At 48.4% G+C, this 24,037-nt stretch carries 25 protein-coding genes, 1 pseudogene and 1 riboswitch; of the genes and pseudogenes, 16 read left to right on the forward strand and 10 right to left on the reverse strand.

What is annotated here, in order from left to right:
* The 6 genes from EH198_RS02625 (at position 1) to EH198_RS02650 (ending at position 7,080) form a co-directional block, all read left to right on the forward strand.
* Positions 1–2,121, forward strand: a complete 2,121-nt coding sequence (locus EH198_RS02625) for a hydantoinase/oxoprolinase family protein (RefSeq protein WP_124693991.1) — start codon at positions 1–3, stop codon at positions 2,119–2,121.
* A gap of 223 nt (positions 2,122–2,344) precedes the next feature.
* Positions 2,345–3,763 (forward strand): MFS transporter, encoded by a 1,419-nt coding sequence (locus tag EH198_RS02630; protein ID WP_124693992.1) that lies wholly within the window; start codon positions 2,345–2,347, stop codon positions 3,761–3,763.
* Positions 3,760–4,866, forward strand: coding sequence for a Glu/Leu/Phe/Val family dehydrogenase (locus EH198_RS02635; RefSeq protein WP_025335145.1), 1,107 nt, complete (start codon positions 3,760–3,762; stop codon positions 4,864–4,866). Before EH198_RS02630 ends, EH198_RS02635 begins: the two co-directional genes overlap by 4 nt.
* 61 nt (positions 4,867–4,927) lie before the next feature.
* Positions 4,928–5,875, forward strand: a complete 948-nt coding sequence (locus tag EH198_RS02640) for a beta-keto acid cleavage family enzyme (protein WP_124693993.1) — start codon at positions 4,928–4,930, stop codon at positions 5,873–5,875.
* 51 nt (positions 5,876–5,926) lie between these two features.
* Positions 5,927–6,457, forward strand: coding sequence for a gamma carbonic anhydrase family protein (locus tag EH198_RS02645; protein ID WP_025335143.1), 531 nt, complete (start codon positions 5,927–5,929; stop codon positions 6,455–6,457).
* 224 nt (positions 6,458–6,681) lie between these two features.
* Positions 6,682–7,080 carry a nuclear transport factor 2 family protein gene (locus tag EH198_RS02650; protein WP_124694499.1) on the forward strand — a complete coding sequence of 133 codons (399 nt, stop codon included), beginning with the start codon at positions 6,682–6,684 and terminating at the stop codon, positions 7,078–7,080.
* 177 nt (positions 7,081–7,257) lie between these two features.
* On the opposite strand, the pseudogene EH198_RS02655 reads toward EH198_RS02650, so the two are convergent.
* The 3 genes and pseudogenes from EH198_RS02655 to EH198_RS02665 form a co-directional block, all read right to left on the reverse strand.
* A pseudogene (locus EH198_RS02655) lies at positions 7,258–7,944 on the reverse strand (phosphomethylpyrimidine synthase ThiC); the annotation flags it as partial.
* Between the two features lie 116 nt (positions 7,945–8,060).
* The gene (locus tag EH198_RS02660) at positions 8,061–8,588 is read right to left on the reverse strand and encodes an IS630 family transposase (RefSeq protein WP_124693994.1); all 528 of its coding nucleotides are present in this window, start codon (positions 8,586–8,588) and stop codon (positions 8,061–8,063) included.
* Entirely contained in the window at positions 8,515–8,865 is a 351-nt protein-coding gene (locus EH198_RS02665; RefSeq protein WP_342772017.1) for a helix-turn-helix domain-containing protein, read from the reverse strand. The genes EH198_RS02660 and EH198_RS02665 overlap by 74 nt, the downstream gene beginning before the upstream one ends.
* Before the next feature lie 20 nt (positions 8,866–8,885).
* Here EH198_RS02665 and EH198_RS25405 point away from each other — a divergent pair, with 20 nt between their 5' ends.
* The 3 genes from EH198_RS25405 (at position 8,886) to paiA (ending at position 10,698) form a co-directional block, all read left to right on the forward strand.
* Positions 8,886–9,299 carry a cation diffusion facilitator family transporter gene (locus EH198_RS25405; protein ID WP_342772018.1) on the forward strand — a complete coding sequence of 138 codons (414 nt, stop codon included), beginning with the start codon at positions 8,886–8,888 and terminating at the stop codon, positions 9,297–9,299.
* Positions 9,300–9,700: 401 nt separating this feature from the next.
* Complete coding sequence (locus tag EH198_RS02675; RefSeq protein WP_124693995.1) at positions 9,701–10,153, forward strand: MarR family winged helix-turn-helix transcriptional regulator; 453 nt, start codon at positions 9,701–9,703, stop codon at positions 10,151–10,153.
* Positions 10,154–10,179: 26 nt separating this feature from the next.
* The gene (paiA, locus tag EH198_RS02680; protein ID WP_124693996.1) at positions 10,180–10,698 is read left to right on the forward strand and encodes a spermidine/spermine N(1)-acetyltransferase; all 519 of its coding nucleotides are present in this window, start codon (positions 10,180–10,182) and stop codon (positions 10,696–10,698) included.
* A 394-nt stretch (positions 10,699–11,092) separates the two neighbouring features.
* Here paiA and thiC read toward each other — a convergent pair whose 3' ends face one another.
* Both thiC and EH198_RS02690 read right to left on the reverse strand, forming a co-directional pair.
* Complete coding sequence (thiC, locus tag EH198_RS02685; RefSeq protein WP_124693997.1) at positions 11,093–12,835, reverse strand: phosphomethylpyrimidine synthase ThiC; 1,743 nt, start codon at positions 12,833–12,835, stop codon at positions 11,093–11,095.
* 85 nt (positions 12,836–12,920) lie between these two features.
* Positions 12,921–13,034: riboswitch (TPP riboswitch) on the reverse strand.
* Positions 13,035–13,075: 41 nt separating this feature from the next.
* Positions 13,076–14,014, reverse strand: coding sequence for a Gfo/Idh/MocA family protein (locus tag EH198_RS02690; RefSeq protein ID WP_124693998.1), 939 nt, complete (start codon positions 14,012–14,014; stop codon positions 13,076–13,078).
* Positions 14,015–14,130: 116 nt separating this feature from the next.
* Between EH198_RS02690 and EH198_RS02695 the strand changes: the two genes are divergently transcribed.
* Positions 14,131–15,090, forward strand: a complete 960-nt coding sequence (locus tag EH198_RS02695) for a helix-turn-helix transcriptional regulator (protein WP_124693999.1) — start codon at positions 14,131–14,133, stop codon at positions 15,088–15,090.
* 63 nt (positions 15,091–15,153) lie between these two features.
* Here the strand turns inward: EH198_RS02695 and EH198_RS02700 are convergent, their stop codons facing one another.
* Both EH198_RS02700 and EH198_RS02705 read right to left on the reverse strand, forming a co-directional pair.
* Entirely contained in the window at positions 15,154–15,867 is a 714-nt protein-coding gene (locus tag EH198_RS02700) for an SDR family oxidoreductase (protein WP_124694000.1), read from the reverse strand.
* Positions 15,868–15,878: 11 nt separating this feature from the next.
* A complete protein-coding gene (locus EH198_RS02705; RefSeq protein ID WP_124694001.1) occupies positions 15,879–16,448 on the reverse strand; it encodes an NAD(P)H-dependent oxidoreductase in 570 nt (189 codons plus the stop codon).
* 158 nt (positions 16,449–16,606) lie between these two features.
* Here EH198_RS02705 and EH198_RS02710 point away from each other — a divergent pair, with 158 nt between their 5' ends.
* Positions 16,607–16,945, forward strand: coding sequence for a winged helix-turn-helix transcriptional regulator (locus EH198_RS02710; protein WP_124694002.1), 339 nt, complete (start codon positions 16,607–16,609; stop codon positions 16,943–16,945).
* 126 nt (positions 16,946–17,071) lie between these two features.
* Here the strand turns inward: EH198_RS02710 and EH198_RS24460 are convergent, their stop codons facing one another.
* A complete protein-coding gene (locus EH198_RS24460; RefSeq protein ID WP_185702718.1) occupies positions 17,072–17,239 on the reverse strand; it encodes a hypothetical protein in 168 nt (55 codons plus the stop codon).
* A 234-nt stretch (positions 17,240–17,473) separates the two neighbouring features.
* Here EH198_RS24460 and EH198_RS02715 point away from each other — a divergent pair, with 234 nt between their 5' ends.
* The gene (locus EH198_RS02715; RefSeq protein WP_124694003.1) at positions 17,474–18,481 is read left to right on the forward strand and encodes a ketoacyl-ACP synthase III; all 1,008 of its coding nucleotides are present in this window, start codon (positions 17,474–17,476) and stop codon (positions 18,479–18,481) included.
* A 164-nt stretch (positions 18,482–18,645) separates the two neighbouring features.
* On the opposite strand, the gene EH198_RS02720 is transcribed toward EH198_RS02715, so the two are convergent.
* Positions 18,646–19,965, reverse strand: a complete 1,320-nt coding sequence (locus tag EH198_RS02720; protein WP_185702719.1) for an outer membrane protein assembly factor BamB family protein — start codon at positions 19,963–19,965, stop codon at positions 18,646–18,648.
* 233 nt (positions 19,966–20,198) lie between these two features.
* On the opposite strand from EH198_RS02720, the gene EH198_RS02725 reads away from it, so the two are divergent.
* From EH198_RS02725 to EH198_RS02740, 4 genes are all read left to right on the forward strand, one after another.
* Entirely contained in the window at positions 20,199–20,558 is a 360-nt protein-coding gene (locus EH198_RS02725) for a hypothetical protein (RefSeq protein ID WP_124694005.1), read from the forward strand.
* A gap of 141 nt (positions 20,559–20,699) precedes the next feature.
* The gene (locus EH198_RS02730) at positions 20,700–21,236 is read left to right on the forward strand and encodes an RNA polymerase sigma factor (RefSeq protein WP_246014065.1); all 537 of its coding nucleotides are present in this window, start codon (positions 20,700–20,702) and stop codon (positions 21,234–21,236) included.
* Positions 21,233–22,285, forward strand: a complete 1,053-nt coding sequence (locus EH198_RS02735; RefSeq protein ID WP_124694006.1) for a DUF4179 domain-containing protein — start codon at positions 21,233–21,235, stop codon at positions 22,283–22,285. The genes EH198_RS02730 and EH198_RS02735 overlap by 4 nt, the downstream gene beginning before the upstream one ends.
* Positions 22,286–22,415: 130 nt before the next feature.
* Entirely contained in the window at positions 22,416–22,643 is a 228-nt protein-coding gene (locus EH198_RS02740; protein ID WP_124694007.1) for a hypothetical protein, read from the forward strand.
* Positions 22,644–22,703: 60 nt separating this feature from the next.
* Here the strand turns inward: EH198_RS02740 and EH198_RS02745 are convergent, their stop codons facing one another.
* Positions 22,704–24,017: an APC family permease gene (locus tag EH198_RS02745; protein WP_124694008.1), complete on the reverse strand. Its 1,314-nt coding sequence runs from the start codon at positions 24,015–24,017 to the stop codon at positions 22,704–22,706.
* Positions 24,018–24,037 lie beyond the last annotated feature (20 nt).

The following is a 24,037-nucleotide window of genomic DNA, read 5'->3' on the forward strand; positions in this document are numbered from 1 at the left end:
ATGGGTATCCGAATTTGTACCGATATCGGTGGTACGTTTACAGATCTAGTCGTCGTGGACGAAAGCGGAAGTGTCAACATCTTTAAAGCTTTAACTACTCCGGAAAATCGGGTGGATGGGATCATTAACGGACTTACTATAGCGGCAGATTTTTATGGTAAATCGCTCAAACAATTGATGGAATCGTGCGAGTATTTCGGGCATGGTACCACTACAAGCACCAATGCGCTTATCGAACGCAAGGTAGCCAAGGTGGGTCTCATCTGTACGACAGGATTCCGGGACGTGCTGTTATTCCGTGAAGCCGGCAAAGAAAACCCCTTCGATTGGTATTTGGATTATCCGGAACCGTATATTCCACGCTATTTGACGCTCCCGGTGACGGAACGAATCAATGCGGAAGGGGGAATCGACATTCCTCTCAATGAAGATGAAGTGAGAGAGGCGATAAGGAAATTCAAACAATATGACGTCGAAGTGGTCGCGGTTTCCTTAATGTGGTCGTTCGTCAATCCGGCTCATGAGCTGCGAATCGGTGAAATCATTGAAGAAGAGTGGCCGGGTAAAACGTATGCGTTAAGCCATGTCGTCAATCCCCGCATACGGGAATATCGCAGAACAGTCAGCACGGTTATCGATGCTTCGCTTAAGCCGCTGATAACGCACTATGTCAGTACATTTGAAGACCGTCTGCGGGAAATTGGCTATCGAAACGAATTGTCGCTGCTGACTTGCTCCGGCGGTGTAACCTCTCCGCAAGAAATGATTGCCAGCCCTATCTACAGCTTAGACTCCGGTCCGGCGCTCGCTCCGGTATCGGGAAGATTTTACGCCAAGAAAGAACTGAGTAAAGATCATGTCATTACGTGCGATATGGGCGGCACCAGCTTTGACGTCAGCCGGGTTACCGACGGCATCATTACGATATCCAATGACAACGTCATTCAGAACGAGCGGTTAAGCATTCCGAAGGTCGATGTGAAAACGATCGGCGCAGGAGGAGGCAGTATCGCTTGGGTTGATGATGGCGGATTAATCCGCGTCGGTCCTGAAGGCGCCGGCTCCGTTCCAGGTCCTGCCTGCTATATGCGGGGCGGGGAAAGAGCGACGGTAACGGATGCGAATCTTGTCCTCGGCTATTTGGACGAGAACTATTTCCTGGGCGGAAATATGAAAGTGAGCAAAGAGCTGGCCGAAAAAGCGATTATGAAATCGGTCGCTGAACCGCTAAATCTAAGCCTCATGGATGCGGCTTACACCATCTATAATACCGCCAATCATTTGATGACGGAGGCGGTTCGGGATATGACCGTGTTTGAAGGGATCGACCCGAAAGAGTATGCGGTTGTCGCAGGCGGCGGCGCAGTCGGTATGCATATTATTCCCATCGTATCCCAGCTTGGATGCCAAGAGGTCATTGTGCCGAAAACCGCGTCCACGTTGAGCGCATTCGGCGGAGTAGTGGCCGATGTCGTGCGCGAATTTAACCGCAGCCATTTGACCGCCTCCACTGGATTTGATTATGAAAAAGTAAAGTCCGTCTTAAACAAGCTGGCCGCAGACGCTAGGGCATTCCTGGATACCGTCGGTGTATCCAAAGAAAATCAGGTATTTGAATTTGCGGTAGAAGCCCGATACTTATTCCAGGAACGCGAGCTGACGGTTCCGCTCCGGAGCAATGCAATTCAGAACGTTCAGGATTTGGAGGCATTGATTGACGACTTCCACTCGAAGCATGAATTTACGCTTGGTTCCATGGAAAAGGGGCAAGCGGTTGAATTTGTCGTTTGGAAGGTTATCGCGAGAGGAATCACGCCGGAGATCAACCTTCAAGTACAGTCTCTTTCCTCAGAAACACCGAATCGCTCATCTCTGAAAGCTACGCGGAAAGCGTATTTTAGAGAAATGGGTGGGCAGGTCGATGTCCAGGTCTATGACGGGACGCTGCTGCAAGCCGGCAATAAAATTGTAGGCCCGGCAATTATTGAAGAGCCGACAACCAATATTGTTGTCACGCCGGGCAGCACGGTAACGTTATCGAAATATGAAAACTATGTTATTGACATGAAAGAATACTTCGCTCCTGCCAATCAAACCGCATCGGTTCCGGTTACCCAATAATCAAGTACTGAAAGCTGAAGGACGATCAAACATGCGGGTACGAATCCGTACCCGTACCGTTCTCGAAATTGCTGCATCCTTTTCAAGCAATATTTGAGATAAAAATGAGATGAGGAGTTACCGCCATATATCAAGGGCATGCTGGCTATCTTGGTAGGGAAATTCTGTTAAGTCTGTATGTCGGGTTATTAAGCTATATTAGGTCAACGATGGGTGGGAGAGTGTGGTAGTACGGAACATTTCGGTTTTGGTATATAACCGTCCAGGCGTATTGGCGTGTGTTTCGCAGTTGTTTACCCTCTTTGAAACCAATATCGACAAAATAACGATCGGTCATGGAGGTAGTCCCGGAATTTCCCGCATTCAAATTGAAGTCTCCATTGAAGATGATAAGTTAGAAATGGTGATCAGCCAAATGGCGAAGTTGAGCGATGTTCTTCAAGTGGGTATGGCAAAGACAGGAGCGCAAACGAGGTCGTTTTGGATCGTCGCCTACAGCTTGTTTATTACCATTTTTGGTATTAATGTCGCTTCCCCGTTATATTCCATTTATCGAACAGAGTGGCAATTGACTTCGGGGATGATCACGCTTTTATTTGCCGCCTATGTGTTCTCTGTCATTCCCGGGCTCTTTATCTTCTTACAATTGGCTGAACGGTTCGGCAAACGAAAAATATTGGTATTTGGTTTGATGGCTGCATTATCCGGAGCGGTATGTTCAACTCTGGCAAACGACATATCCATTCTAATTATGGCAAGAATTTTACAGGGACTGGCGGTCGGAACATTTATCTGCGTTTCCTCATCCACCCTGAATGAACTGGAACGGAATCGCAATTGGCAAACATCGTCTCTTGTCACTGCTTTTGCGGTAACGGCAGGAAGCTCATTAGGACCATTTATGGCTGGTATATTGGCACAATTTGCGCCAATGCCGACAAAGCTGCCCTATATCGTTTATGGCGGCCTGGTCATTCTCGGCATGATCGGAATGTCGACAGTTCAGGTGAGCTACCGGAAAGCGCATCGCGTTCGGTTTCATGGGCTGAACATTCCGAAAACGATCCGGCTGCACGCTTATACGGCTGCAGCGACCTCGTTTATAGCCTGGGGAGTCGTCAGCTTGTTTCTTTCCGTCATTCCTTCCTATTTGAATGAATGGGCCGGCAAATTCAATTTTATTCTTTCCGGCGGGATGATTGCATCGATCTTTGCTCTATCAACGTTCAGTCAGTTTTTGTTTAAGAGATTGTCCGTTATGAAGATGATGGCGGTTGGGATTTTACTGTTGTCACTGGGACTTATGGGAGTTGCGGCGACTCTTCAACATATGTCGATCGTTTTGCTGATTACTTCAGCCATTTGTGTGGGATTGGGGCACGGTCCTTTATATGCGGGAAGTCTTGTGTCAATTAGCACAGAGGTAGCGGACGATATACGGGGCGACATTATTTCTTTATTTTATCTATTTAGTTATACAGGGATTGCATTTCCCGTCATATTGCTGGGATATTCCGCTGAGCAGATAGGTATTGAAACATCCGTATTTTTATTTGCGCTTGTTATTGAAGCGGGAGCTCTCCTAAGCCTCCTGTTGTGGCACAAGACGAAGACAGAGAAAGATGGAGGAAGAATGAGATGAAATTATTTCAAGCCATGGAACGAGACGATTATGAGGAGCTGTTGTTCTGCCAGGATAAGCAATCGGGGCTGAAAGCAATTATTGCCATTCACGATACATCGCTTGGACCTGCTCTCGGCGGCACTCGCATGTGGAATTATGGTTCTGAAGAAGCGGCCATTGAAGACGTCCTGCGCCTCGCCAAAGGCATGACGTATAAGAATGCCGTATCGGGTCTTAATCTTGGAGGAGGGAAAACGGTTATCATCGGTGATCCGAAAAAAGATAAAAATGAGGAAATGTTTCGCGCTTTCGGACGTTTTATCCAGGGGTTAAACGGACGGTATATCACGGCTGAAGATGTCGGGACAACGGTTCAGGATATGGACATCGTTTACCAAGAAACCGACTTTGTAGCGGGGATCTCCCCCACATACGGCTCATCAGGCAATCCTTCCCCGGCAACGGCTTACGGGGTTTATCAAGGGATGAAAGCGGCGGCAAAAGAAGCCTTTGGCAGCGATTCGCTGGAAGGGAAAGTGGTCGCCGTCCAGGGGGCAGGAAACGTGGCTACCCATTTATATTCACATCTCCATACGGAAGGAGCAAAATTGATTGTCACCGATATTCAACAAGAGGCTGTTCGGCGGGCAATAGAACAATTCGATGCCATTGCCGTAGACCCGGACGATATTTATGATGTCAACTGCGATATTTACGCGCCTTGCGCGCTCGGTGCGACGATCAATGACGAGACGATCCCGCGCTTAAAAGCAAAAGTCATCGCCGGTTCTGCAAACAATCAATTAAAGGAAGCAAGGCACGGCGATCTGATTCATGAACTCGGACTTGTTTATGCGCCTGATTATGTCATCAACGCCGGGGGAGTTATTAATATAGCGGACGAGTTATACGGCTATAACCGGGAACGCGCGTATAACAAAATTGCAGAGATTCATCTTACGATCGAACGCATTTTTGAAATCTCGAAGCGTGACGGCATACCTACCTATGCGGCTGCAGACAGGCTCGCTGAAGAACGGATAATGAAATTGAAGCAATCACGGAGCGCATTTCTGCAAAACAGTCATCATACCTTGAGCAGAAGGCCGGTACGAGTCTAGTTCGTTGCAAGAAGATAAGCGTTGAAAATGTGTAGAGGTAAACAAACAGGGAGGTTTATAGATGAGTTGGAATTATACCGATTCTTATGAGTGGATGGAACGGGTCACATCGATGGAGCCTTTGATTATTACCTGCTGCTGCAACGGAGGCGTTCAAGGAAAAGAGTCTCATCGGGAAATTCCGGAAACACCGGAAGAGATTGCCGATTCGGTTTATGAGGCCTACAATGAAGGGGCGTCCGTTGTCCATGTTCACGGGAGGGATCCAAACAATCTCGGAGACACCACAATGGACCCCGAAGTTATGTATCGGATCAATGCGCTAATTCGGGAACGATGTCCGGATATCATAATCAACAATACAACTGGAGGCGGACCGACATCGACCATGGAGGACAGGCTTCGCAGTCTGGATGCGCTGCCGGAGATGGCATCACTAAACATGGGACCGGATATGTCGCGTTTTGTGATCAAGGCCAGAGAAGAAGCTCTGGACTATCCCCGTCCCTCCCAGGAATACGACATCTGCATCCCTTTTACGTACGGCTTCATTGAACAGCTGGCAGCGGGCATGCTCGAGAAAGGCATCATACCCGAGATGGAGATGTATCATTCCGGTCAATATTGGGTGGCTCAAAAACTGATATCCGAAGGATTAATCAAGACGCCATACTTGTTTCAATTTGTGATGGGTTATCAGACCGCTACTTACCCTACGCCTGAAAACCTGATTCATATGGCCCGCGAGCTACCGGCCGGAGCGCATTTTACCGTCGCCGGCATCGGAAAATACCAATGGGCGATGACGACGCAAAGCATTCTGCTCGGAGGACATGTGCGCGTAGGTTTGGAAGACAATATTTATCTAAAGCGCGGTCAGAAGCTGAAGAACAATGCTGAGGCCGTCGCCAAAATTGCCCTCATCTCAAGAGAGCTTAACCGTGAAATCGCAACACCGGAGCAAGCAAGGAGCATGTTGGGGGTTTCGTCCATACCTAGCCGATATTGAGTAAGAGCGTCTTGCCGTTTCCGAATATTTACGATAGGAGAATCGAAACGAATGAATATTTATGAGTTTAATGGAATATATCCGAAGATTGCCGACGGAGTCTTTATTGCGCCCACGGCAACCATTATCGGCGACGTCGTCATAGAGGAGGGCAGCAGCATTTGGTTCGGAGCGGTTCTCCGGGGGGACGCAGGGTCGATCCGGATCGGGAAAAATAACAGCATACAGGACAACTGTGTCGTCCATATGACGGACTCAGGAACGTTTATCGGGGACAACAATACGATCGGACATGGCTCTATCCTGCATAACTGTACAATCGGTAACAACAACGTCATCGGCATGAATGCGGTTGTTCTCGACGGGGCCGTCATTCAAAACGAAAATGTCATCGCAGCGGGCAGCGTAATTACGGGAAATACAAGAATCGAGGACCGTCAGCTCTTTACGGGTTCCCCGGGACAATTCAAGAAAGAATTGTCCGGTAGCTCCTTGTGGTGGGTACAGGAAAGTTCGAACGTATATTTGAAGCTGGTTGAACAATACGACAGCAGGTATAAATATCATAGCAGTTTAAAATGAAGCCTGTGTATATCATCCAGGTAATAGGAATTAACAAAGGATTTTTGTCATGAAGCATCTTGACTGTTCAGTCTGGAAAATATATTCTTTATTTAAAGCCTAAATCTGTGAGCTCTCTGTTACTAAAATTCTAATAAGAGGTGGTAAAGGTGGCGAATCAGGCTGTTAATTACGAAGCGAGACTCCGGGAAGCACAGGAAATTTTCGAGAAATTTAAAAACTCTATGATAGAAAAGGATATGGATAAATTTATCGAATTGTTTGATGAGAATGTCATCTTCGAATTTCCATTCGCGCCCAAAGGATATACCCTGAAATTAGAAGGGAAATCCGCCCTTTATAAATATGTAAAGGAAATTCCCAACAAGATTGAGCTCTCCAAATTTAAAGAACCGACTTTCCATCTGACTCTGAACCCCAATGTGATAATTATTGAATTTGGAATCGAAGAAGGGCAGGCCATAATAACCGGTAAGCCTTATCTGCAAAGTTATATTTCCGTGATCGAAACGAAGGAAAACAAGATCGTTCACTACAAGGATTATTGGAATCCGGTTGTCGCGCTTGCAGCTCTTGGGGATGAGTCCTCGTTCCTGGAAGTTTACAAAGCGCAGCAGCAATAATATCCAATTACTATGGTCAAACGTTAGAGGAAGTAACAGGAATGACTTTTTACGAGTGGTCAGAGGATTGGAAAAAGAAATACGGAAATTGAACAAAGACTAAGCAAACGGAGAAGGATACTCAATAAACAGCGGCAGTCTAATAATTTTTAGACTGCCGCTTCATAACCTTAAATATTAAAGATACAAACCGTGCTCCGCCTCTGCAAACTGCTGCGATTTCTCCTTCATTCCCCGCTCAATCGCTTCCCTGTCCTCCAGATTATGCTGCTTGGCATACTCCCGGATGTCCTGTGTGATTCTCATGCTGCAGAATTTCGGGCCGCACATGGAGCAGAAATGCGCCGTCTTCGCACCTTCCGCGGGCAAGGTCTCGTCATGGCATTCCGTTGCCCGTTCCGGGTCAAGCGACAGCTGGAACTGGTCCTTCCAGCGGAATTCGAACCGCGCTTTGGACAGCGCGTTGTCCCGCTCCTGCGCTCCGGGATGCCCTTTGGCCAGATCGGCCGCATGCGCCGCGATCTTGTATGCGATGACGCCTTCGCGGACATCGTCCTTGTTCGGGAGGCCCAAATGCTCTTTGGGCGTTACGTAGCAGAGCATGGCAGTGCCGAACCAGCCGATCATCGCCGCGCCGATGGCGGAAGTAATATGGTCGTAGCCCGGTGCGATATCCGTCGTCAGCGGACCCAGCGTGTAAAAAGGAGCCTCCTTGCACACTTCCATTTGACGGTCGACATTTTCTTTAATCTTGTGCATCGGGACATGCCCCGGTCCTTCAATCATGACCTGCACATCATGCTTCCAGGCAATCTCGGTCAGCTCGCCCAGAGTGTCCAGCTCGGCAAACTTCGCTTCGTCATTTTTAAAGTGAGGGACAACAGCTTGCCGTATTTACCCTTCAGGCAGGACTCAAGCAGATAGGCATAGGCCGGGTCAAAATGGATAAACCGGTTAACTATATAGACTTAATTAAAGATTTACACTCTCAAACATAGCCGATCGATGACTTCCATTGGATTCTGGTTAATTCGCTTCTTGAACCGGCTGACGGTGGTTCGAACCTTATAAGTTTTGTCATAAAACACATTGTGAATGACATCGCTTTTGAGCCATTTCCAAAGCCCCTCAATGGGATTGAGTTCTGGGGAGTACTTTGGCAGGAAAACAAACTCCAAACGCGGTTGTTCTTCGACAAATCGTTCGATGGAAGCCGCCTTGTGAATGCGTCCGTTGTCCAGCACCATCGCGATTTTTCCAGTAGGATACGCCTGTAGAACCGAGGTCAGGAATCGCTCAAAAGCCGAAGCATCGTACGCTTCATCTTCCTGGTAAAACACCTTGCCGGTTTCATAATCCAGTGCACCAAAGAGTTTCGCCCCTTCATGCTTGCCATACGTTTTAACCTTGCGCTGGTGTCCTTGAGGAAACCAGTTATATTGCAGGGATTGGTACGCACGAATCATGGACTCGTCTTCGAAGAGTAAGTGAGCGATTTCTCCGTCCATGAGCTTTTTTTAAAGCGGGTAGTGTCTTTTCGCGAAAGGCCTTTTGCTCCTGTTGGTCCGCACGAGCCAAGGTATACGTCGCTTTGGTGTAGCTAAATCCAAGTCGATGCAGGAGCAAGGACAGGCCGCGTTCGCTAAAGGTATGGGCAAATTCACGCTCAATATAGCGAATCGCAAGTTTCAGGGTCCAGGTATACTTCGCTTCAAATCCAACGTCCACAGGGCGCTTATGGGTAAGAAGCTCCGTGAGCGGCTGCGTAAGCAAGTTATATTGCACTAATTGCCGCTGCAGTTTCTTTGATTTGCAAGCAATGGCTGTATCTTTACTGCATGCATCTTGGGAAAAAAGTAAATAGCAAAAGTTTAATTGCTACTGCTTATGATCATTTAGCTGATGTGTATGCATCGATTGCGGCAGTTGTTGGAATCGGAGCCGCGCTGATCGGTCATAAATTTAACATCGAAATATTAAGTTATGGCGACGTGGCGGCAGGGATTTTAGTTGCATACTTTGTGATCAAGCTCGCGTACCACATGGGCAAGGAAGCTGTGGATATCTTAATGGACAAAACGGTAGCACCTGAAAAGCTTCAGCAATACGAAAAACTTGTTTTTTCGGTGCCGGAAGTTAGGCGTATTGATCGTATCCGGGCAAGGGAGCATGGTCATTATGTAATCGTCGATATACGGGTTGGGATCCCCGCGCATTAAGTGTGCAAGAGGGGCATGATGTATCACGCAAAATAAAAAAACAATTATGGAGCAACATGACAGTGTGGAAGAAGTATTAATCCATTTAAATCCGTGGTATGAGGAAGAAAACGCCATTTACAGGTTGAAAAGCTGTAAGTATTTCGTAAAGAAGCTGTTATTGCAGAAGGAACAGCAAAAACCATCCAATTGTGGATGGCTCCTGCTTGAAGAAAAGTTGGCTATTTGAATCACCAGTTGTTAGTAAGGGAGCTAATACCAATTGGTCCATTGAATATTATCGCCATTATCAAGAAACTCTCTATCATTATTTTTTTATTGCAAATGCAACAAAGTTAGATTAAATTAAATTTATACCGTTTTTGTTGTATTTGCAACAATAATATGTTAAGGAGTTAACTATGAAGGAAATTCTTCGTGAAATTGGAATGATAGCAAGGGCATTAGATTCAATAAGTAATATAGAATTTAAAGAATATGACCTTACAAAAGGGCAGTATTTGTACCTTGTGCGAATATGTGAAAACCCAGGAATCATACAAGAAAAGTTAGCTGAGATGATAAAAGTAGATAGAACAACAGCAGCTCGTGCTATAAAAAAACTTGAAATTAATGGCTTTATTGAAAAGAAAGAAGATAAACATAACAAAAAAATTAAAAAACTCTTTCCAACAGAGAACGGGAAAAATGTTTATCCTTTTATAAAAAGAGAAAATGATTATTCCAATATCGTTGCATTAGAGGGGTTTTCTGAAAGAGAAGTAGAAACCATTTTCAATCTTCTTCAAAGAATAAGAAAAAATATAGAAAAAGACTGGGAATTTGTAAAAAAGGGAAACGAGAGAAATTATTGATTCTATAAAAGGAGCGACATATTTTAATGACTATAAATATAAAAAAGTGTACCCTTGAAGATTCACGCAAACTTCAAGAAATTAGTTATGAAACATTTAATGAGACATTTAAGCATCAGAATCCACCCGAAAATATGAATGCCTATTTGGAAAGGGCATTTAACTTAAAACAATTAGAAAAAGAATTATCCAATATTTTTTCGCAATTCTTTTTTGTTTATTTTAATAATGAAGTCGCTGGATATTTAAAGGTCAATTCCAATGATGCTCAGTCTGAAGAAATAGGTGATGAATCACTTGAAATCGAGAGGATTTATATAAAAAACAAATTTCAAAAACAGGGGCTTGGCAAATATCTGCTAAATAAAGCTGTGGAAATTGCGCTGGAACGTAATAAAAATAAAATCTGGCTAGGCGTATGGGAAAAAAACGAAAATGCTATTGCTTTTTATAAAAAAATGGAGTTCGTTCAAACAGGAGCCCACTCTTTCTATATGGGTGATGAAGAACAAATAGATTTTATAATGACCAAAACACTCATATAACATTTCTCTATAATGATATTCAGCTACCGGGAACGATAGCTGAATACAGACACGATGTCAGCCGTTCAGAAAGATCGGCTGCATTTGCTCACCTAACGGGGTTACGGATAACCCACTTGACTTTAGACAAAAAGCAAACTTTACGAAAGTACAGAATCAATACCATACCAGCAGAGTTGGGGGTACAACACGTAGAGCCCGATAAGATTTTGATAAAGAAGTAACAGTGTATGGATTTACCGTATCAAGTTATCCTTTGGAACATAGAAAAAACTAACAGGACACAATATCTCAATAAAACAGCGGCAGTCTATTTGCTTTAGACTGCCGCTTCATGCATTACAACTTATGTTCAGGAGTTAACGCTTTTCTAGCTGGAAAGTTCGCTTAAATATTAAAGATACAAACCGTGCTCCGCCTCTGCAAACTGCTGCGATTTCTCCTTCATTCCCCGCTCAATCGCTTCCCTGTCCTCCAGATTATGCTGCTTGGCATACTCCCGGATGTCCTGTGTGATTCTCATGCTGCAGAATTTCGGGCCGCACATGGAGCAGAAATGCGCCGTCTTTGCGCCTTCCGCGGGCAAGGTCTCGTCATGGTATTCCGTTGCCCGTTCGGGATCGAGCGACAACTGGAACTGGTCCTTCCAGCGGAATTCGAACCGCGCTTTGGACAGCGCGTTGTCCCGCTCCTGCGCTCCAGGATGCCCTTTGGCCAGATCGGCCGCATGCGCCGCGATCTTGTAGGCGATGACGCCTTCGCGGACATCGTCCTTGTTCGGGAGGCCCAAATGCTCTTTGGGCGTTACGTAGCAGAGCATGGCGGTGCCGAACCAGCCGATCATCGCCGCGCCGATGGCGGAAGTAATGTGGTCGTAGCCCGGCGCGATGTCCGTCGTAAGCGGTCCAAGCGTGTAAAAGGGCGCTTCCTTGCACACTTCCATTTGGCGGTCGACATTTTCCTTAATCTTGTGCATCGGGACATGCCCCGGGCCTTCAATCATAACCTGCACATCATGTCTCCAGGCAATCTCGGTCAGCTCGCCCAGGGTATCCAGCTCGGCGAACTGTGCCTCATCGTTGGCATCGGCGATGGAACCCGGCCGCAGGCCGTCTCCAAGCGAGAACGCGATGTCGTAAGCCTTCATGATTTCGCAGATTTCCTCAAAATGAGTATAGAGGAAGTTCTCCTGATGATGGGCGAGGCACCAGGCCGCCATGATTGAACCGCCGCGGGAAACGATGCCCGTAACCCTTTTGGCGGTCAAAGGGACATAGCGTAGCAGCACGCCCGCATGGATCGTGAAATAGTCGACACCCTGCTCCGCCTGTTCAATCAGCGTATCGCGGAAAATTTCCCAGCTTAGCTCATGCGCCTGGCCGCCGACCTTTTCCAGCGCCTGATAGAGCGGCACCGTGCCGACAGGTACGGGGGAGTTGCGGATGATCCATTCCCGGGTCGTATGAATATGGCGGCCTGTCGAAAGGTCCATAATGGTATCCGAGCCCCAGCGGGTAGCCCAGTGCATCTTCTCCACTTCTTCGTCGATAGAGGAGGAGACCGCGGAGTTCCCTATATTGGCATTAATTTTTACAAGAAAGTTCCGCCCGATAATCATTGGCTCGCTTTCCGGATGATTGATGTTGCAGGGAATAATCGCCCGTCCGGAAGCTACTTCATCCCGGACAAACGCCGGATCGACATTCTCGCGGATCGCAATGAATTCCATTTCCGGCGTGATCACACCTTTGCGGGCATAGTGCATCTGTGTAATATTGGCTCCGTTTTTTGCGCGCAATGGCAGCCGTTTTAATCCCGGAAAAATCTCTGTGGAAAGATCCTGTTCCTTGTGCCGCAATCCGTTATCCTCCGGTTTAATAACCCGGCCCTCGTATTCTTCGACATCGCCGCGTTCCAATAACCAGTTCCGGCGGAGCGGGGGCAGTCCTTCCCGAATGTCCGTACACATGTGTGCATCGGTATAAGGTCCGCTTGCGTCATATACCCTTACTGGGGGATTTTCTGTTTCCAATTCGCCGTTAACTCCGGCGCTGCCGCTCAGAGTAATTTCGCGCATAGGCACCCGAATATCCTCCCGCGAGCCTTCCACATACACTTTCTGACTTTGACTTGTCATTTCATTTCCTCCTCTAATTCATTATGAAGCGCCAGAGGAGGCCAGGTACGCAAAAAAGACCGCATCGAAAGAAGCGGTCTTTGAACATACAAAGCCTGTGACGATTCCTCCGCTGGCATTACCCAGATCAGGTATTACGGTCGATGGCATAAGGCCATCCTCTCAGCCCGGCTATTTCCGAGCTCCCGTGTCTATGATGTTGTCTTTAACAGAATATACTAATCGCTGGGAAAGTACAAGCTACTTTTGCTTTATTTTCCGCCGGATTTCAATCGCGGCTTCCAGTGATTTGACGGCCCGGTCCAAAGAAAGAAATGAATCCGTTCCCTGCCGGAAGCATTGCAGCGCGTGTTCCAGGCTGGCGGCATAAGGATTGGCTTCCTCCAGAACAAGGCGCCGCTCACCGGAGGCGGTGATTTCCATCAATACCGGATCGGAACGGTCTCCGCAGTCGCTTTCATGAAAGACCAGCTTTCCCGACTCGAAATAAGCCTCATAACCGACGGTAAAGGGGTACCCGTCAGGCATTCCGGAAGAAGAGACGATCTCCGCAAAAGTGCTTTCCCGCCGGAAGGCCGCCCGAACCAACGACTGCCGCGCATCCTTATATTCCGTTCCCCAGGCGTATATCAGCTCCGGTGAATCCATAATCCCGTTAATAAAATCCAACTCATGAATCATGAGATTCACGGGGTTGGTGTTCAAACCGAGATCGCCCCAAAGCGGGGGCGTCTCCCTTTTTAAAGTGAGGGACAACAGCTTGCCGTATGTACCCTTCAGGCAAGACTCAAGTAGATAGGCATAGGCCGGGTCAAAATGGATAAAACGGTTAACTAGCACTCTTTTACCGTATCGCCTTTCTGCATCCAGCATCGCCGCAGCCTCTTCCATGGAGCAGCATACGGGCGTTTCGCAGAACACATGCTTTCCATACTGAAGCGCTTTGACAGCAATCTCGCAGTGAAGAGAGGAAGGCAGGCACAGATCAATGACATCAATGTCCGGATCGCGAAATATCTCCTCCATATCCCGGGTAATCTCTACTTTTAACTCTTGTTCCAATTGAGCCAGCTTGGTAAGGTTCCTGCCGAACACGACCACCCTTGAGGACAGATCCATGTTCTTCAGCAGACTGGCATGATACGCTCCGAATCCCGTGCCGAGTACGCCAATATTCATAAATTCCAACTCCTTCAACCGTTCTCGCTCTATGATATACTTGAATTGTTGACAGCAGAGTGGCAATGATTTGAGTGTCTGAAAAATATTCTGTCCACAGCAAAAGGAGGCGCGCTATGAGGCTGCATCGGTTGGTTGCGATTTTGCTGCTTCTGGAATCCAGAGGAAAATTAAAAGCGAAGGATCTGGCGGAAGCGCTGGAAACCTCCGTCCGTTCGATTTATCGCGATGTGGATACACTGGCCGAAGCCGGTATTCCAATTGTCAGCGCTTCGGGACCTTCGGGCGGACTTTCGCTGATGGAAGGCTATACGGTCAATTTGAAAAGTCTGCATAATGACGATGTCGTTCACCTGTATCTGACGGGGCTCGGCATATACTCCGGCGCGGGAACCGAGTCCGGACACAAGCTCCAGAACGCGCTGCTGAAGCTGGAAAAAACGCTCCCGGACGCCTACAAGCCGGATCTGAATAAGGCGAAATCCCGGTTTTATTTTGACGATACGCCCTGGTGGCGCGAACGCCCGAAGGTTCCCTGTCTGGAAAAGATCAGATCCGCACTTTGGAAATCGCACAAGCTGACGATTCACTACCGCAAGCCGGGAGGTGAGATGTCCGTCAGGAATGTGCGGCCCTATGGGCTGGTGGTGAAGCAGGGGGAATGGTACCACGCTGCTTACTGTGAGGAGGCGGAGGAGGTCCGTATCTTCAAATGCGAGCGGATTGCGGAAGCCCGGAAGGCAGAGGGAGCGTACGAGATTCCCGCCGATTTCTCGCTGGAGGCGTATTGGAAAGAGCGGAACGAGTCCTTTAAGCTTTCGAGACAAGAGAGGGAGCAATATCCGGTCGTTCTCAGAGTGAAAGAGCCAAGCGTTAATTTGCAGGACAAGCTGGATATTCTGCACGAAGCCTTGGATAAGGATACGGTTCTGCTGACAGTGAATATGTACGGGTATGAGGCGGCCTGCCGGGATGTGCTGGAGATTATCGGTTTTGCCGAGGTGATTGCCCCGGAAGAGCTTCGGGCTTTTGTACGAAGAAAACTTTCGGAGCTGCAAAATTGGTATGCGAATTAAAAAAAAGGCCGTTCTCTCTCCCGAAAGAGGAAGAACGGCTTTCTTGGTCTTTTGCCGATTGCCTTAAATGATATGGTGTCCGCCGTCGACGTGAAGGACGCTTCCGGTCACAAAACCATTTTGGATGAGGTAAAGTACGCTTTGCGCGACATCTTCCGCTTTGCCCACCCGTTTTACCGGGAGTTTGTCTGCCACCGATGCATAGTAATCATTTCGCGCGCCCTCCGGCATCTTACTTCTTGAAGGCGTATCAATGATACCCGGCGAGACGATATTCACCCGGATGGGAGCGAGCTCCAAAGCCAGGGTCTGGCCCAGATTGGAAACCGCTGCGTTGACTGCGCCCAGTACAGACGATCCGATCATCGCCTTGTAGGCGACTACGCCGGAGAATAGGGTAATGGAGCCGTTCGGTGACAATTTTGGCGCTCCGTATTTAGCGGCATAGTATTGACCCCAAAATTTGTTCTCGAACAACTGACGGGCTTGAGCTGTTTCCGTGTGGAGGAAGGACCCGCCGGAAGTTTCCGCGGCGCTGACCACCAGATGATCGAACGTGCCGGTTTTTTCGAAAAAGGATTGCACCTGCTGCTCATCCGTCGTATCCAGCGTATAAGCCGCTGTTTTGGCTCCCAGTTGTTCTTTCGCCTTTTGCAGTTTATCTTCCGAGCGGCTGGCAATGATCACTTCTGCACCAAGCGCAATGGCCTGCTTAGCTGTTTCCAAACCGATGCCTGAGCTTCCGCCGATAATTACAACTTTTTGATTCTGCAACATAAATTTTCCTCCTAATTATTGATCGGTTGATTAACACTCAATACTTCTTGCAGATGGGCTTCCAATCCGGACAGATAGTGATCCAGTCTCGGATTTTTGATAACATCGTAGCAAGCGAAGCTCTTTAAAGGCTCCATGCCGAGAAATTTCTGCACACGATGCAGATGAGCGAGAGCATCGTCGAGCTTTTCCCCTTTAAAAAACTGCGATGGATCGCCAAATGCGTATTCCGGAGCGTTCCAGGTCGTCGATAACATATATTTTTTGCCGGTTAATAAACCGCCTTCTCCATACTGGTCTCCCCCCTTGAAAAATACACCGTACTCATAGACTTCATCCATATAGGTTTTGAGCAGCCCGGGAACACTGAACCAGTAGATGGGCGTTTGGTAAATGACAACATCGGCCCAAATAAACTTCTGATGCTCCTCTTCATTGTTGTATCCGTTTTGAATAATGGTTGTTCGCACGTTGTTCTTTTCACTTAAAATACTTACCATCCGATCCACCAGGGTCTGGTTCAATTTCCCCTCCGAGGCCCCGTATTTTTCATGGCCATTGATGATCAGAATATTTTTCATTCTTCTCCGTCTCCTTTATTTGTTTAATCACAATGTTATTATATATGTAGTTAATTCATTGTGGGAAGTAGTGATATTTAATTCATATAGTTTCCCGAAATATACTTTTGTGATATGATTGGCTATACTAAGTAAAATTTTTTATGGAGGATGTTTCGATGAGCGAGAGTGAACCGATTGTTCTAACCAAAGGAACGCCGGGCGAATCATGCCCCATTGCCAAAACACTGGACGTGATCGGGACGAAATGGACCTTTTTAATTATCCGGGACCTGCTGATTGAAGGGACGATGCGTTTCAGCGATCTGCTGAAATCCATGGACGGAATTAGTCCGAAGACACTGTCGCTCCGTCTTAAAGAGCTGGAAGAGCACGGGGTCTTGGAACGCAAGGTATTTCCTGAAGTTCCTCCGCGCGTAGAATATACGATTACGGAGAAAGGGAAACGGCTGGAAGGGATTTTTATTGAGTTAAAAAGATTTGGGCTGAATTTGTAATCCAATACGGCAGTTGATGGTCCTCATTATCGCTGCACAAAAAAGACCGTTTCGTATGAAACGGTCTTTACAGGTTCATAGAGGCAAAGATTGGGGAAGGGAGGGGATAGCGGAATAGTCGCACGCTTACCCAGCCTGTTTGCCCTGGCACTTCTTGCATACCGTCAGCTTTTCGCCTTGAAGTCCTTTAGCGATGTACAACAATTTGATCCGTGTGCTGCCGCACAGAGGACAAGTGCCTCTAGCCCGGGAAGGCATCCGCCAGAGCGCTTTGCCGCGCTTGTTTTTAGCCATATTCGATTCCACCTCTGCCCATAACTTGATCTCGCTGTTATTCTATGCGGGCAGGAGGCAAGCGGTTCGGCGTGGCGGTTTTTAGTATGTTATTTAATGGCTTTCGATATGGTGGCCAAGTCTGGTCATGGAGCATATTTCTTTTCAGGTTTACGATTGTGGTTTCCAACATCTTACACTATAATTAGTACCAGGTACTAATAGTGGGTTATAATTCTATATGAGGTGATCCGGATGGCAGGAGCAAGAATAACCGCAATAGGAAGTTACGTGCCCGACAAAAGATTAACCAATTCTGGTCTGGAGCGGATGGTAGACACGAATAATGAATGGATTATTCAAAGAACCGGAATACAAGAACGCAGAATTAGCCGTCCGGATGAATTCACCAGCGATTTATGCGTCGCTGCCGTAAGGAATTTAATTGAGAGATTCAATAAAACGGTAGAAGACGTAGATATGGTTATCGTGGCAACCAGTACCCCGGATTTTACGTTCCCCTCGGTTGCCAGCCTTGTGCAGGACCGATTGCAGATCGCCCGGACGGGAGCGATGGATCTAAGCGCGGCATGCTCGGGATTTGTCTATGCACTGCATGTTGCGCACAGTTTGATTTCATCCGGACTTCACAAGAAAATACTCGTCATCGGCGCGGACACAATGTCCAAAATCACGGATTACACCGATCGGACCACCTGTGTGCTATTTGGTGACGGTGCCGGCGCCGTGCTGGTCGAACAGGATGACCATTTTCAAAGCTTCATGGGGTATCACCTCGAAAGTGACGGGAGCGGGGCGCATCATGTGTACCGCGCTAATTTAGCGAATAAAGTCAAGGAAATTGAATTAGTCGATACAAGAAGCCTTGTGCAAAATGGCCGTGAAGTATACCGATGGGCGGTCCGGAATATTCCGGGCGGGATCAAAGAACTTTTAAAGAAAACGGACATGACCATCGACGAAGTGGACTGGTTCATCCCACATAGCGCCAACCTGCGAATCATCGAGCCGATCTGTGAAAAAATAGGCCACCCGTTGGACAAGACACTGTACAGCTTAGTCCATTTCGGGAATACTTCGGCTGCGACCATTCCATTATCTCTTGATCTTGGCATTCGCGATGGAAAAGTTAAAAATGGGGACCGGGTTCTTTTGTACGGCTTTGGCGCAGGGTTGACTCATGCCGGGCAGGTTATGGAGCTGAGATTGGATGAACAAGTTGCGGCGCCGGAGCCTTTGTGAAAAATACGGAAATAGGCCGACTGTGAAGGTAAACAGACCGATCAAGCGGCCATTTTCGCCCTGAAAAAACAGCGTATAACATATATTATACGCTGTTTTTGATTTTAGCGATTTTTATCAAGGCGAATGGAGAAGTGGACGGGCGGATTTGCTCCATTTTTTGACTATTTCAACGATTTCGGAAGAGCGGCTGCGAATATTCCATTGTTCGTCTGAACGAGCAGCATGCCATCGACCATATAGGCGTTGCCGATCTCGGTAGCTTTCGTTGAGATACGTCCGAGCCTTTTGCCTGTCTCTGCCTTTATCAAGTAAAAGTCTCCGTTGTCCAAACTGGCGAATACGCCCCTGCCTAAAGTTTGAACACGCGATACGGGACTCGGAAAGCCGCCGTAGGAAACCGCGCTAAGATCATCTGATTTTACTCCGATCAATTCGGTTCCCTGTGCAAAGAAGGCCATTCCGTTGTTCGGACCGGCGAGCCATTTCCCAAACTGAACATAGCTGACAGGTTCTGCGTTGCTGTCTTGATCCAAAGTGTAGCGGCGAAGGATGGCTTCATTCTTATCGAGATTGCCGTCGGCTGTATAGAGATAGGGGCCCGTGATGGCGGTATAGCTGTTACCCAGTCGGCTTACATCATTAAGAGGGGTGTAGTTCTCTGTTCTGCTCACCTTTCCGGTTCGGAGATTCAGCTGAACCCATGTAACCAAATAACCGGGAGCCGCCACACCGCCGGTAACCGTTGAAAGGTCTGGCTGCCGGCGCATCGTAAGCTGGCCATTCCGGTAGGCGAGGAAGGAGTAGACGCCCTCAGTTCTCCACCGTTGTTTGCCGGTAGCGGGATCAAGGCCGAAAAATTGCGTCCGGTAATTATCGACGGTACTGGAGACTACGAGTAATCCGTCATATTGGCCGATCACGGAGCCTGCGTACATGCTCAATGCTTTGTTCTCCCATTTTTTCTTGCCGTTAGAAGGGTTGTAGGCGGCAAGCCCGCCGTTCTCGTTAAAATAAATCAAGCTCCGGTTTACAAGTTCGGCATGCGCTCCGACCTCCGAGGGAGAATTAACCCCTTTCGTTCTCCAGATTATCTTGCCTCTTCGGGCATCCGCCCGTACCAGATCGCCCCCGTTTGTGATGTAAAAGACGGAATTGTTAGTTATTACTTCGGGGGACTGTCCTTCCGGGATGGACCATTTCAACTTGCCTGTTGCGAGATCCGCCGCCATGAGCTTGCCGCTCGCAGCATAATACACAAGGCCGTTCGACACGGGGGCCTGCTGATCATAAAGTCTGGTTTCGTTTGTTTTGGCCTGCCAGATCGGCTTGAGTACAGGGGTTGCGGAGTCGGCCGCTTTGGAAACGGAGGGGGTTTTATCCCCTATGGTTTCTGCTGCGGCGATGTGTCCGTAAAGTCCGTCACCTCCAGTAAGCAGAGCTGCGGCGAGCAGTGCGTTCATGATAATAGCCGTTTTTTTCAATGAGTTCATCTCCTTGTTATTCATCTATAGGTTTGACTCCCGAAGCGGTGAGTAAGTTGCTATATATGGAAAATAAATACATGAAGCAAAATAAGTTAACATAACAAATATTATGTTAACTTAAATGAAAGAGAACACTGAATTGCGCGATATCGAATCAGATTGGACCAAACCGGGTAAGAAAGAAGAGAACATTAAATCTTATCACAGCAGGATAAAAGGAGGATCACCTAATGGGACTTAATTTGGGCGGTTTTGGCGACTTGAAGGGACTGATCGAAAAAGCGAAGTCTCCGGGAGGGCTGATGGAAATCGCAAAAAGTCTTCCTTTAGACCAACTGCTGCAAAAGCTGCCTCTCGACAGTCTGCTGACTCCGGAATTCATGCAGAAGTATACGCCGTTCCAGTCTATCGGAGAACTGCTGGAGAAAGCCGGACTTGGCTCGGCCGGCGATTCTGCGCAAAGGATAGCCGAGGTGCCGCAGGACAAGCTGGACAATCAGGTGAAGGAAACCACCTCTTTCGGCTCGATGCAGCAGCTGCTGCAAAAAGCGGTGGAGTATTACCAATCCCGCCAGCCGGGCGGGAAATAAAAGAGCGGCTTTTCAAAAGGACGCTTCTTCTTTATCGTAATATACGATGAGGAAGAGGCGTTTTTTATTTTGCCGCAAAACCGAACACTTCCCTCCACTAAAAGCGTATAGCAAATAAAACCGGGAGGAAGGAGCTTTACGTTGAAAGATCATCCCATCATGCAGCGCCAAGCACGGAAAATATTTGAGGACCATTCCTCCTATATATATGGCGTTGCGCTCATGATTACCAAGTCCCCCGCAATGGCGGACGATGTCACGCAGGAAACATTTTTGCGGGCCTTTGGCAAATATCATTTATACGATTCTTCCAGACCGATTCGGCCCTGGTTATACCGGATTGCGATCAACATTACGAGAAGCATGCAGCGTAAGCTACGGTGGCAGTCGCTCTTCGGATATGTACCAGAGAGGGAATCCGGCGATTCGCTGGAACATATTATTTTGGATCATGAACGGCACGCGGAGTTATGGGAAGCGGTGAGCGGCTTGTCCAAAAAACAAAGAGAGGTTATTACCCTGCATTATTATGCGGAACTTCCGCTGCGGGAAACGGCCGAGACGCTTGGTATCTCGATCGGAACTTGCAAGTCAAGATTGAACGCCGCTCTTGAAAAGCTTCGAAGTAACTGTCATTTCGTGAGTAATCCATTGCCCGTAAAGGAGGGGAGAAAATGAATAATCGAACGGACCGTAAGTCCGGCCGAACGGAAATAAGCCTGGAACCGATAAAAGCTGCTGAGGCGGACACTTTCAAGATTGCTCCGTATTTATTCCGCGAGCTTCGGCCATCCTTTTCCTTTGAGGAACTTTGGGAGAAGCGCCTGGGCGGCGAGGAAAAGGAGGAACGCAATAATCCGTTCCGAAAATGGAGAATCGGTCTTGTTGCTTTGGCTGTCGCATTTGTAATGGTCATCGGCTCGAACTTTTTTTATCCATCGTTCGGCGAGGCTCTAAGGCGTATTTCTTTTATCGATCTGCTGTACAAGAAGGGGCTTTTCCCTGGCGGATTGGAACAAATTGAGAAGAAAAACCTCAGTTCTCCGGGGAATACCTTCGTTACCGATCAAGGAATTGGGTTCAGGATTGACAATGTATTTTATGACGGCATCCAGCTCGTCTTGAATTATGAAGTGAATTTCCCGCCGGATGGGCCTAAAATTACGGACAAAGATGCGGAAGTATACTACAATCTCGATTTTGCGGAGAAACGAGCCGATCTTAACAGCATGTATACGCATGAGTTTACGATTACGGGCGATCATAGCTTTGTCGGAACTACCCTTTTCTCGTTTGGACGGTCTGAAATGCCGGATACTTTGCATCTGAACATGCACATAGATCGTATCGGAACACAAAAAGGAAATTGGGACATTTCTATTCCGTTAAACAGGTCCAAAAGCGACGCGCTCACACAGACATTTTATCCAGGTGTTAAAGCAACTTATCAAGGGACCGAATTCACTGTGGAGAAACTGGTTCTGGCGCCGGCCGCCGTAAGGCTTGTGCTTCAAGCGGAGGACAATTACTGGATGGCGAATTGGTCGATTCAGCTTCAAGATGATCTGGGAACTTATCTGGATTCGGGAGGAGCAAGCGGCAGCGAGAACGGGCAATCGATTACGGATTATTCCAGTTTGACCGATATCAACCCGCATCCCGCTTATTTAAAAGCTTGTCATTCGGGCCCGGAATTCTTCCGCCAATCCAAATCCAGAACCTCCTAAAGAAGTACTGACAGAAGTCAAAAATACATTTCCCATCCAACTGCATAGGGAAAAAGGCGGGGACATAACGATTACGAATATCAATTACAGTCCGCGCGAGACGCGCGTATATTATACGCTAAGTGGAGGAATGGAACAGAATTTGCCTTTTCATTTCAGGACAACGGCGGAAGAGTTTATTCCAAATATGCATTTTCCAGTGCGGACTGCTAGAGACAAACTGTCGTTTATGGCGGTATTCCCGCCGCTGGACCCGAAGAATGGACTCGAAGTGGTTACAGATGCCTGTCCGACCGGCAAGAACGCTGAACCGGTGCGGGTTAAAATACCGTTAAACTGGGATACTTCTTCACAATAAAAAAACCGCCGGCAGAGCTGTCATTCGAAGCTTTGCCGGCGGTTTTTGCAATGAGCTATTTCAGGAAACTTCGGTCCGCTGTTCGGGACATTTAACCGGAGCGGATTGTGCCTTAAAGGCAGTCTTCTGCTTCTTGTAGAAGGTGAAGGCGAAATAAAAGGCAATGATGATGCAAGGATAGGCAATCGCCATGCCCGTAAAAGGAAACACGGCCGCAGTCGCGGCAAAGGAAATCCAGCTGATGGCAACCCCGAACCGGTTGCCCTTGAGCAGCCGGATTCCAGCCGCGCACCCCCCGATATAGGTCAGGATGAAGGTGGCATTCGGAAACGTAATCAGGGTCGTCAGCGAAACAAGGCCGCTGCCGTAAAGCGTAAGAACCGTTGTAAAGCACAGCAGGAGGAAGGCCAGCGCGCCGATCGGCGTATGAAAACGGCTGGACATCCTGCCCATCCACCCCGGGGCGTGGCCCTGGCGCGCCATCGAGTAGGCGACCCTTGAAGCGGCGCCGGCATAAGCTATAATTGTGGCGGTGCAGATGAACAGACCCGTGAGTCCGGCGATTAGCCCGCCCCATTGCCCAAGCGGCCGGCTGATCATCCAGACCAGCGAGGAGGAGCTTCCTTTAAGGTAGCTTTCGGTGCCGACCACAGCCAGCGCCGTCAAGAAATACAGCGCGCCGACAACAATGGCGGCGATGGTAACCCCCTTGACCGCTGCGCGCTGCGGGTCCTTGAACTCCTCGGACAGATGGGACACCGCTTCCCAGCCGATAAAGCACCAGAACAGAATCGCCGTTGCCTTGCCGACGTTCATCCAGCCGTGCGGGACAAACGGGGTAAAGGCGGTGCTGTCCATCCGCGGCAGCGCTGCGGAAAAAGCGAAGACGAGCACGGCAACGATGGCGAGCACGACGGCGATTTGCACTTTCCCGGCGAGCTGCATGCCGACCCAGTTCATGCCGAGCCCGGTAACCAGGATCGCGGCGGCCAGCGCGATTCGCGCCGGTTCGCCCCAGCCCATGGCGGCGGACATATAGCCCGCTCCGGTCAGGGCGGCTACGGGAGCGCCAATCGGCACGGACATGAGGAAGAACCAGCCGACCAGCGTGCCGGCGCGTTCCCCGAAAGCAAGCGTTACGAAATGAGACACACCGCCGGCGTTCGGAAATTTGGCGGAGAGCAGGCCCATTGAGAGCGCCATCGGCAGAATTAGCAGCGTCATGAATCCCCAAGAGAGCAGCGAAGCGGGCCCCGCCATTTCCGCCGCCAGTCCAGGCACGATAAGCACCCCCGATCCGAGCACCGCACCGATATATAGAGCGATCGCCTGCGGCATCCCGATATGGTTTTGCAGCGAATTAGATTCCTTCATTAAAATCATCCAGCCTTTCT

Origin of the sequence: Paenibacillus rhizophilus, from assembly GCF_003854965.1 — a bacterium.
Taxonomy (GTDB): Bacteria; Bacillota; Bacilli; order Paenibacillales; family Paenibacillaceae; genus Paenibacillus_AQ; species Paenibacillus_AQ rhizophilus.

Excerpts from the sequence above, each read along its gene's own strand:
- EH198_RS02675 (WP_124693995.1), top strand. The coding sequence starts at position 9,701 with ATGAAGGAAATTCTTCGTGAAATTGGAATGATAGCAAGGGCATTAGAT.
- EH198_RS02640 (WP_124693993.1), top strand. The coding sequence starts at position 4,928 with ATGAGTTGGAATTATACCGATTCTTATGAGTGGATGGAACGGGTCACA.
- EH198_RS02715 (WP_124694003.1), top strand. The coding sequence starts at position 17,474 with ATGGCAGGAGCAAGAATAACCGCAATAGGAAGTTACGTGCCCGACAAA.
- EH198_RS02695 (WP_124693999.1), top strand. The coding sequence starts at position 14,131 with ATGAGGCTGCATCGGTTGGTTGCGATTTTGCTGCTTCTGGAATCCAGA.
- EH198_RS02660 (WP_124693994.1), bottom strand. The coding sequence starts at position 8,588 with ATGGACGGAGAAATCGCTCACTTACTCTTCGAAGACGAGTCCATGATT.
- EH198_RS02700 (WP_124694000.1), bottom strand. The coding sequence starts at position 15,867 with ATGTTGCAGAATCAAAAAGTTGTAATTATCGGCGGAAGCTCAGGCATC.
- thiC (WP_124693997.1), bottom strand. The coding sequence starts at position 12,835 with ATGACAAGTCAAAGTCAGAAAGTGTATGTGGAAGGCTCGCGGGAGGAT.
- EH198_RS02740 (WP_124694007.1), top strand. The coding sequence starts at position 22,416 with ATGGAACAGAATTTGCCTTTTCATTTCAGGACAACGGCGGAAGAGTTT.
- EH198_RS02645 (WP_025335143.1), top strand. The coding sequence starts at position 5,927 with ATGAATATTTATGAGTTTAATGGAATATATCCGAAGATTGCCGACGGA.
- EH198_RS02650 (WP_124694499.1), top strand. The coding sequence starts at position 6,682 with ATGATAGAAAAGGATATGGATAAATTTATCGAATTGTTTGATGAGAAT.
- EH198_RS02735 (WP_124694006.1), top strand. The coding sequence starts at position 21,233 with ATGAATAATCGAACGGACCGTAAGTCCGGCCGAACGGAAATAAGCCTG.
- EH198_RS02690 (WP_124693998.1), bottom strand. The coding sequence starts at position 14,014 with ATGAATATTGGCGTACTCGGCACGGGATTCGGAGCGTATCATGCCAGT.
- EH198_RS02710 (WP_124694002.1), top strand. The coding sequence starts at position 16,607 with ATGAGCGAGAGTGAACCGATTGTTCTAACCAAAGGAACGCCGGGCGAA.
- EH198_RS02635 (WP_025335145.1), top strand. The coding sequence starts at position 3,760 with ATGAAATTATTTCAAGCCATGGAACGAGACGATTATGAGGAGCTGTTG.
- EH198_RS02745 (WP_124694008.1), bottom strand. The coding sequence starts at position 24,017 with ATGAAGGAATCTAATTCGCTGCAAAACCATATCGGGATGCCGCAGGCG.
- EH198_RS02725 (WP_124694005.1), top strand. The coding sequence starts at position 20,199 with ATGGGACTTAATTTGGGCGGTTTTGGCGACTTGAAGGGACTGATCGAA.
- EH198_RS02625 (WP_124693991.1), top strand. The coding sequence starts at position 1 with ATGGGTATCCGAATTTGTACCGATATCGGTGGTACGTTTACAGATCTA.
- paiA (WP_124693996.1), top strand. The coding sequence starts at position 10,180 with ATGACTATAAATATAAAAAAGTGTACCCTTGAAGATTCACGCAAACTT.
- EH198_RS02705 (WP_124694001.1), bottom strand. The coding sequence starts at position 16,448 with ATGAAAAATATTCTGATCATCAATGGCCATGAAAAATACGGGGCCTCG.
- EH198_RS24460 (WP_185702718.1), bottom strand. The coding sequence starts at position 17,239 with ATGGCTAAAAACAAGCGCGGCAAAGCGCTCTGGCGGATGCCTTCCCGG.